General features: G+C 42.5%; 5 protein-coding genes. All 5 read right to left on the reverse strand.

All coding sequences use genetic code 11. The annotated features are described in order from the left end of the window. Nucleotides 1-190: 190 nt before the first annotated feature. Nucleotides 191-670 carry a hypothetical protein gene (locus tag DFR28_RS19385; RefSeq protein ID WP_113956063.1) on the reverse strand — a complete coding sequence of 160 codons (480 nt, stop codon included), beginning with the start codon at nucleotides 668-670 and terminating at the stop codon, nucleotides 191-193. An 82-nt stretch (nucleotides 671-752) separates the two neighbouring features. Then, the gene (locus tag DFR28_RS19390) at nucleotides 753-1,151 is read right to left on the reverse strand and encodes a hypothetical protein (protein WP_113956058.1); all 399 of its coding nucleotides are present in this window, start codon (nucleotides 1,149-1,151) and stop codon (nucleotides 753-755) included. Between the two features lie 87 nt (nucleotides 1,152-1,238). After that, a complete protein-coding gene (locus DFR28_RS19395; RefSeq protein WP_147251081.1) occupies nucleotides 1,239-1,631 on the reverse strand; it encodes a tetratricopeptide repeat protein in 393 nt (130 codons plus the stop codon). A 94-nt stretch (nucleotides 1,632-1,725) separates the two neighbouring features. Beyond that, nucleotides 1,726-2,079, reverse strand: coding sequence for a hypothetical protein (locus tag DFR28_RS19400; protein WP_113956060.1), 354 nt, complete (start codon nucleotides 2,077-2,079; stop codon nucleotides 1,726-1,728). Nucleotides 2,080-2,833: 754 nt separating this feature from the next. After that, nucleotides 2,834-3,199, reverse strand: a complete 366-nt coding sequence (locus DFR28_RS19410; RefSeq protein WP_147251082.1) for a hypothetical protein — start codon at nucleotides 3,197-3,199, stop codon at nucleotides 2,834-2,836. Between the last annotated feature and the right edge of the window lie 112 nt (nucleotides 3,200-3,311).

The raw sequence follows: 3,311 nt of genomic DNA on the forward strand, positions 1-3,311 counted from the left end.
ATTCGCGGCTAGGTAATTTTACAACTGCCACATTTGATTGGTGAGACAAAATATCCGCTTTTTCAGATTCCATGACGTTTAGTACTTATAACGCCCTGTTAAGGGGCTGGTAAATGTTTGGCTAAAATGTGTAGCGAAGCGAAACCGAGCCAAACTTTAGCAGTCCCGCTTGAACAGCTTGTTAGGTGCATTACAAACTCATTCTCGAATACACACCTTCAACCATGCACTCGTCATCTTCTACGTAGAGTGTGCCGTAGCCTCCGGCACTTAGAGCTAGAACAGCCTCGTCACCAAGGGCAAGGCTTAAACAAGCACTGGTTTTTATGTATATGCTTTGCCCCCATACTTCGTACCAATCATCATCTTCTCGATTGATTGTTACAGAGTATTTGCCAGCCTCTTGCTCACTTGGACCATAGACCGCTTTGACATCACATTTACCACCAGAGTCAGTGAAAATAATCTCACCAGAATATCCGTTCATTCTGAGAAAAGACTCCTCGTAATAAACGTACTCATAGCAATAGCGGGTATGAATAAATATATCTTTGCTATCTACTTTGTAAAGATTACTCCCTTTACGTGTAACACTGATATCGTAATTGTCAGCTATTGCCCCAGCGGAAATAGACGCGAGCAAAAGAGATATGAATATCCTGAATTTCATCGATGCCTCCTGTGCACCTAACGCCAAGCAAAGGGGCGCGCGTTTTCTGCGCGTCCCGCCATAGGCGTACTTTTGGTTCTTGTTAGTTTTCTTTTTGCCATAAGACTTCAATTATTCTAGGTACTTCTTCAGAACGCAGTTCAATTCTTGGAGAATCTTTATCATCTTTTAAAACTACTAAATCTAAATGATGGTCAAAACAACCATCTAACCGGTAAAGCACTTGCTTTTCATTTACTCGGACCAGTTTCACTGGCAGGTCAGAGATTTCGCTGGGAAGCGGATTTTTCTCTGGATCATAATGATGCTGCACTGGCTGCTCTAAATCTAAGCCTTTACTATAAAGGAATAGATCACTAAATCTCTCTTGAGACAAGGCTCTCACTAAGCTTGCCTTTTCAGAACTCTCACTGCAATCAGGACTACTACAACCAGCCAGTACAAATAGTGCCAAGGCAAGTATGAGCAGTTTTGAGATCATGGTAGTAAAACTAACGCTAAGCCAAGGGGCGGCGCGTAGCGACCGTCCCGCGGAGCAGCTTGCTGCGGAGTAAACTTTGGTGCCTTGTTAGTGTTTTTCATCGATTTCTTTTAAGAAAGGTGTCACGTACTCCGTTTCCCAAGAGGGTTCTAAGGCTTTTAGCCTCATAAAATATTCTTTCGCCTTTTCTATATTTGACGAACTTAAATTACAACGTGCCATCCAATATATAGCAGTAGCATTATTCGGAAAAAGAATTAATTTTTCTTGCAGAAATTTTTCTAACTCAACATATTCAGCACGATCAAACATATCAATTGCTGCAACCCGAATACGGCTATCGCTATACGCTCGCCAGTTATTTATTAGGTTACCGATTACACCGCACAGCTTCCCCACCACAAGCACGGCAAGTAGTGCCGCAATGACCATTAATATATATTTAATTTGAATAAGTTCTTGAATAGTAGTTTGTTCCATCATTCCTTCGTGACACTAACGCTAAGCCAAGGGGCGGCGCGGAGCAGCCGTCCCGCGGAGCCAACTTGTTGGCGGAGTGAACTTTGACGTCTTGTTATGAAGTTTTATTGAGATAACCAAGGTATAACCCACCTACAAGACCGAGAAAACTAAAGATTAGGGAAGTTTCGACGGAGTCGCCGACGGTGAATAACGTTAGCCCTATGAACATAACAATGAACGGAATCAAGGCGGAAAGGGCACCATGAGCAATTATAGATTTATTGAAATTGCTTCGTTTCAAGACCCAACCTACTAATAAATATATTAAAAAGTAGACGCTCGCGTAACCTGCACCCAAAGCCAGCGCCCAGACTCCCATAAATATGGTGCCCGGTACAGCGGCAATAGCACCAGGGTAAAGGCTGGCAATCGCTGAATTACGCACTGAGTCATGCATAAGCTTCATAACGCCTCTCAAACGGGCGCGTTGAAAACGCGTCCGAGCCGAAGGCGGCAGTTTTGGGACTTGTTATGAGTTTATCTAAGTTCATAGTACGCACCTATTGCATATGCTAGTGGGAGGAATACCGCTAAATCTCGAACAAGAACCGCAAATTTGTGATCTGTAAGTTCAAAATGATCGATGGCCTCGTTTATCCCAAGCCCTAGAAAAACCGATAGTACTACCATCAAGATTAAAATCTTTATGATCTTCTTATTTACTCGCATGATCGAAAGGCAGTACCTAGTGGGGCTCTGTAGATTTTATTCAGGAAAAGAGTTTAATTGGGTGTCATGCTTAGAATCAATCGAGCACTACTCATAACGCTAAGCCAAGGGGCGGCGCGGAGCAGCCGTCCCGCGGAGCCAACTTGTTGGCGGAGTGTACTTTGACGCCTTGTTAGGTGGTGTGACTTCTTCGATGACTTGATGCACTTCCTTTTGCCTCCAGAGAACAAAACCATTTTTTTCGTTTATTAAGCCAGACTATCAGAATTCGTTTAGCGATAAAAATGCTGTTCGACCAAATCGATATAAATACTTAACTTACAACGATGAATCAGTTTTTCAGACTGCCTCACTCATGGAAATTTGCACCAACGAAACACTTCTTATCAACGACTGGTTTAGCTAAATAGACAGGACACACCTAACGCCGCAAACAGGGGCGCAGTTTACTGCGTCCCAACGAACGCAGTGAGTTATTTTGGTTTGCCTTGTTATACGTTTTTTCTAGATATTTTATCATTTTCGTTTTTCCTGAAAACAAAGGTAAGCAGTATCATGGTAGCGCCAAGGGCGCTATCAAAACTCCAACAGAGGTACGCACCTGCGGTAAACAAACAGCCACAAAGAAAATAACCAGCATTTCTTTCGTTTTTACCTAGCATGTATGAAATAAAGATAAACAACACGAACAAAACAACGAAATAACTGTGTTCTGACGAAGCCTTCAAACGGCCAAAGGTATTGTTTTCCCTTATTAAAAACGGAAATTCAACCCCTATTAAAAACTCTAAGTTAGCTATCGCAACAAAAACTAGCAACAAAGCTAAAGGAGCCAATATCCGTAGTCTATTTAACACTCTTGCACCAACACGTATAACGCCCTTAAAACGGGCGCGCGTTTTTTGCGCGTCCGAATGAACGTAGTGAATGTAAGTTTTTAAGCTTGTTAGGCATTATTGAACCCTGGTG

This window comes from Arenicella xantha, from assembly GCF_003315245.1.
Classification (GTDB): domain Bacteria; phylum Pseudomonadota; class Gammaproteobacteria; order Arenicellales; family Arenicellaceae; genus Arenicella; species Arenicella xantha.

Excerpts from the sequence above, each read along its gene's own strand:
- DFR28_RS19385 (WP_113956063.1), bottom strand. The coding sequence starts at position 670 with ATGAAATTCAGGATATTCATATCTCTTTTGCTCGCGTCTATTTCCGCT.
- DFR28_RS19390 (WP_113956058.1), bottom strand. The coding sequence starts at position 1,151 with ATGATCTCAAAACTGCTCATACTTGCCTTGGCACTATTTGTACTGGCT.
- DFR28_RS19395 (WP_147251081.1), bottom strand. The coding sequence starts at position 1,631 with ATGGAACAAACTACTATTCAAGAACTTATTCAAATTAAATATATATTA.
- DFR28_RS19400 (WP_113956060.1), bottom strand. The coding sequence starts at position 2,079 with ATGAAGCTTATGCATGACTCAGTGCGTAATTCAGCGATTGCCAGCCTT.